This window comes from Chloroflexota bacterium (assembly GCA_020850535.1).
In the GTDB taxonomy this organism is placed as follows: Bacteria; Chloroflexota; UBA6077; order UBA6077; family JACCZL01; genus JADZEM01.
On sequence record JADZEM010000009.1, the window covers coordinates 1 to 4,839 of the forward strand.

A 4,839-nucleotide genomic window follows, 5' to 3' on the forward strand; every position below is an offset into this window, starting at 1 on the left:
CCCACGGGGGTGTAGGTGTGGACCGCGTTGTCGACCCGCTGGTCGCCGGTGATGACGTCCACCATCGGTACGCTTCCTCCCGATCGCTTCATGGGTGGGTCGCCGGCCGGTGGTGAAGCGCTCCTCCAGCCGGCGCCGAGAGGTTACACGACGCCGTTGACCACCGGACCAGCACCGCGCAGTCCGGCATCCAGCCACTCCTCGACGGTCCGGGATGACTTGCTGGCGTTGCATGGGTCGCAGATCGGCGCTCGGTTCTCCGGGTCATCGATGCCACCCCGGGAACGGGGAACCAGGTGGTCCATCGCGGTGGCGGGTCCCCAGCAGGCGTAGCACTCCCCGATGACTCTCGGGTTGGCTCGCCTGATGCGGGCCGCCGCGATGCGCTCAGGGGTCCTGTTCAGCGCTGCGATGCGCGCTCCGTTGGCCTTCCACGCGGCACGCTGGGCGTCGGAGGGGCCTTCAGCGCGGACCTTGGCCCAGCCAGCCTTCGCGCCTGCGGCCGGGTCCAAGGGCGGGCGGACGCGGGCAAGACGCTCCCGGAGGGCCTCGCCTCCCCGGTACAACGACTGAGCCGCCGAGGGACCGTTCGCACGGTACCGCTCGGCGGCTGCTGCCGACGCCTTGGCCGCGTTGCGGGCCCCGATGCCATCAGGACCGCGCATCCGCGCCCAGTTCGCTAGTTGCTTCTCTGTCGGCATGTCCCGATGGTATCCCACATCAGGGCATCACCGTCGTTGCTACGGGATGACGCTCGTCATCAACTGAGCAGCGCCCACGTGGACGGGGGTCTCGGCGTTGAAGCCGATCTCCTCCTCCCCGCGGAAGCCGATCAGGTTCTTGTCCCAGCGATCGCCGGCGACGTCGCTGGAGTCGATGCGGAACTCCATGCCGCGGTAGAGCTTGAACGCGTTCCACTCGGCCGCGATCGCGATCTTCGTCGCGGCGTTCGTCCCGAGGTTGGTGTCGTAGAAGATCGGCACTCCCCAGAACGCCAGGCCGCCCGACTCCGTCCGGGTGAACCCGGTGGGCCCGCCAGTGGGCGACACCCAGAAGCCGGCTGCATCGGAACCCTGGGCGATCATCGTCCAGTAGGTGGTGCTGTCGACCAGCACCGCGGTGGCCTCGCGGTTGCGCCCGGCCAGGATCCCGAAGAGCTCTGCGAAGGCGGACGCGGCAGAGCCGGCCACCGTGCTGTTGCTCGCGGCACCCGTCTTGGCGCCCTTGTAGCCGAGGAACGCAGGCGTGGCGTTCAGGCTGGTGTAGACGCCCACCGTGGGGTCACCCGTGCCCGTGCCGCCCGTGCCCGCGCCGGCGACCATGTAGTAGTTCTCCGCCAGGATCGCAGCCTTGGTGAGCTCGTCCATGACGTCCGCCTCGGCAGCGCCGGCGCTGAACCGCGCGTACTGCTTGGCGATGTCCATGACCCGGGCGATGGTGCCCAGGTTGGCGCTGTAGGAGCCGTACGTCTCGTTGACGTTCTCCTTGGTCGCGCCCCAGTCCTGGAAGGTCATCCGCGTCGGAGCGCCCAGGCGGTACGGCTGATCGACGCCACGGACGGCCACGCCGTTGATGACCGTGACCAGGTTCTGCAGGACGGCCCGCTGGGTCTCCGGCTTCACGACCGTGTCGACCAGGTTGTTCGGGAGCACGTAGCCGCCCGTCGCCCCGGTCGTTCCGAGCGTCGCCTTCGACGCCTCGGGCACGCCCATGAAGATCATGCCGAGCTCCTGGAGCGCGGCCTTGCTGGCGTTCAGCTGCTCGATGTCGATACCACCGTCCGACAGCTGGCCCTTGAAGCCCATGATCGCGTGGAGCACTTCGCCAGGCTGGTAGTCGCGGAAGGTCGCCGCCAGCATGGGCGACGCCTTGCCGGCGAACCCGCCGCCCGGCTGGATGAAGCGCGAGCCACCAGGCTGCGCGGACGCCGCACCCGCCGCCAGGGAGGCAGCGATCGACGGGGTCCGGCTGGAGTGCATCGCCTCGCGGACGGCCTCCTGGATCTCCGCCTTGCGAGCGGCCGCGTCACGGTCGGCGCGCTGGCCAGCCAGGAGCGTCTCGATCTCCGTCGCCTTGGCGGCAAGCTCGGTACTGCCATCCAGTGCGGCCGCATAGCGACCGCCATCCGCAGCCTTCGCGGCCGGGTTGGCATCGGTGCGGGTGTCGCCCACGCGCTTGAGCTCGGCCAGGATGCCGTCGAGCCGGGCGTTCAGTTCGCCGGTGCCATCGCCACCGGCCATGGGATAGATCGGGGTGCCCTTGCGGGTGTGCCCGATGGGCATGGCGCCCACGGCAGCGAGAGCCATCCAGACGGTCATGTAGACCGCCATGCCCTCGACGTTGCCGGAGTACCGCGTGATCGCGGACGGGTCCATCGTTCTCCTCAGTGGAGCGATCGCACGTAGGCAGCAAGCCCGTCGATCGCAAGGTCAAGCTTCGCCTTGACGTCGGGCGGCAGGTCAGCGTCGATCGGTGCCGATCCCACAGGAGCGGTCGAGCGCGATGGACCCTCGTCCATGCCCAGCACCGCCGCCTCGAGTGCAGCCTTGCTGGTCGCTTCGGATGGTAGGCCACTCGTCAACAGGGCCTTCAGCGCGGGCACCACGGCCAGCGTGTTCTGCGGGCTGGTGGTGATCGTGTGGCGGATGACCGGCCAGACGTCGATCGCGCCGTCGCTGGCCTTGCGCACCGCGGTCGGGATCGCCTGGGACGATCCGTACAGCTGGACGCCGCGGCGCTCCAGCGTGGCGATCAGGGCCTTCCGCTTCTCGCCGGCGTTCACCCAGAAGTCGGCCCACATGCCATCCGCCTCGGGCGCGGCGTCCATGACCACGCGGCCCAGGATCGCGCCCTTCATCACCTTGGTCGGGTCGTTGTCGTGGTGCCAGTCGACCAGGCGATCGCGCGACGACCGGAGCAGCGGGAACGGCCCGAACAGGTCGGTGCCCTCGTGGAAGTACTCGCCATCCAGGTCAAGGCCCGCCTTGCCGCCCGGGAGCGGTCCGCCGAACGGGACCATGAGCAGGCGCCGCGGGATCTTGCCACCCAGCCAGCTGTCGAGCTTGGACCCATCGAGCGGCTCCGCCTTCATCTCCTGCTGCCACGCCTTGACGCTGGGCCCGTAGTACGCCTGGTACGCGGCCGCGTCGTCGGGCGATCCGACCTCGCTGCGCTCCGCCACGATCCAGGCGTTCACCGCGTCGATGGCGCCGTTGAGCAGCGTGACCTGCTCCGGCTCGTCAGCCTCGCACCCGACCAGGTCGAACAGCTGCTGGATGATGCCGGCTCCCCGGGCGGCGTGGTTCGCCGCGAGCGATCCCTTGGTGGTCACAGTCCCAACCTCTCTTCCAGCGCCGCCAGGCGCGCGTTCATGCCCGCGAACATCAGGGCGAACAGCTCCTCGTACCGGATGCCGAGCGCCTCACCCGCAGGGATGACGGTCTCGACCCTCTCGTAGCTGGGAGGCACGCCCCTCTCATGCGGCAGCGGGACGCGCTCGACCTCGACCCGCTCGTCCCACGCGTCCCGGCACCAGACGCCGTACCGTGCTGGATCCAGGCCCTCGGCCTTGAACGCTGCCTCCACGTCCTGCGCGGTCACGCCGTGGTGGATCCTCGCGTCGTCGCCCTTCTGCTCTACGGCGTCCTTCATGCGGTAGGACGACATCCGATCGGACAGCCGACGAGCCACGCCCAGGAGTGCCCTCCCGTCGTCGTCGGCAGCGACGGTCCGCACGTCCTGCTTCGCGCCCCGGTCAGAAGTGTTGATGGTCCCGGTCCCGGCGTAGACCACGCTCCAGCGGCGAGACGCGTCACCCAGCTTCTGTGCGTTGTCCGCGCCAGGCCGGACCGTCCCATCCAGTCCGCGCACTTGCAGCCTGGACGGGCTGGTCCCATCAAGCGTGCCGAGCGCCACATCGAGGTTGGCCTCGATGCCGTCTCCATCGATCGCGCCGACGCTCACCCCGATGGAAGACCCGAACGCGTAGAACGGGTCCGCCGCTGTGGAGCCCTCGCTGAGCAGGTAGAACAGGACATCGCCGACCTGCAGCGTCGAGTCGCCGGCCCGGTCGTGGTAGACGTAGTAGATGGGGTCCTCGGGACCGGTCTGGTACGCCTGGAAGCCGCTCTGGCGGCCGCCGATGCCGCGTGACATGAAGCCGCCGACGCTGAACACCCCCAGCGCGGCGTTCGGAGACCTCTCCCCCGTCGCGTGGTCGGCCGTGAGGGTGTCGGCCACCAGGTCTCCGACATGCTCATCGGTGTCCGTGTCGTCGTAGACCGTCGCGCCGGCATCGTGGGCTGCCGGAGCCGTGCCGTCGACGCCTCGCTGGACCGACAGGAACCCGGACCCGGCTCCGCCAGTCACGATCATCGTCTCGCTGTCGACCCGGATCCGGCACGGGTAGCTGCCGCCCGGCAGGGTGAACGAAGCCGTCAGGTTGACGGTCTGGTCGTGGATGGCGACGGCTCCAGCCAGCTGGTAGCTCATTGGATCCTCCTCAGACTACCGGCACCCAGTCCAGGGTCCCGTTCGGGTGGTCCTCGATCCCCTCGGCCTCGGCCAGAGAGTACGTCTGCCCGTTCCGCTCGGCGCACTCCTCGTCGTCGTCCCCGTCGATCGCCTGGACCTTGGTGACGCCCAGCGCCCCGTAGCTGTCCAACGCGGCCGCGTTGTACGCGAACATGAGCTCGGTGCGCGCGATGCGCTCTGCGCGGTACTGGTCGAAGCCGGCCCAGCCCTCGATGAGCTCGCCGGCCTCCGCGGGCGACATGCCCTTCTCGACGGCCTCCGCGATCAGCCGTCGCAGGCCCTCCCTGGTGGTGCTGTTGATGCGCG

At 69.4% G+C, this 4,839-nt stretch carries 5 protein-coding genes; all 5 read right to left on the minus strand.

The annotated features are described in order from the left end of the window. Positions 1-143 precede the first annotated feature (143 nt). A complete protein-coding gene (locus tag IT306_01225; protein MCC7367010.1) occupies positions 144-701 on the minus strand; it encodes an HNH endonuclease in 558 nt (185 codons plus the stop codon). Between the two features lie 39 nt (positions 702-740). Next, on the minus strand, positions 741-2,375 hold the full coding sequence (locus IT306_01230) for a phage major capsid protein (GenBank protein MCC7367011.1): 1,635 nt from the start codon (positions 2,373-2,375) through the stop codon (positions 741-743). Between the two features lie 8 nt (positions 2,376-2,383). Further along, positions 2,384-3,331, minus strand: coding sequence for a hypothetical protein (locus IT306_01235; GenBank protein MCC7367012.1), 948 nt, complete (start codon positions 3,329-3,331; stop codon positions 2,384-2,386). Further along, positions 3,328-4,491 carry a tail fiber domain-containing protein gene (locus IT306_01240; protein ID MCC7367013.1) on the minus strand — a complete coding sequence of 388 codons (1,164 nt, stop codon included), beginning with the start codon at positions 4,489-4,491 and terminating at the stop codon, positions 3,328-3,330. Before IT306_01240 ends, IT306_01235 begins: the two co-directional genes overlap by 4 nt. Positions 4,492-4,501: 10 nt before the next feature. Further along, positions 4,502-4,839 (minus strand): hypothetical protein (locus IT306_01245; GenBank protein ID MCC7367014.1); only part of this gene is annotated, 338 nt, incomplete at its 5' end.

Coding starts and splice junctions, on each gene's coding strand:
- IT306_01230 (MCC7367011.1), bottom strand. CDS start 2,375: ATGGACCCGTCCGCGATCACGCGGTACTCCGGCAACGTCGAGGGCATG.
- IT306_01225 (MCC7367010.1), bottom strand. CDS start 701: ATGCCGACAGAGAAGCAACTAGCGAACTGGGCGCGGATGCGCGGTCCT.
- IT306_01240 (MCC7367013.1), bottom strand. CDS start 4,491: ATGAGCTACCAGCTGGCTGGAGCCGTCGCCATCCACGACCAGACCGTC.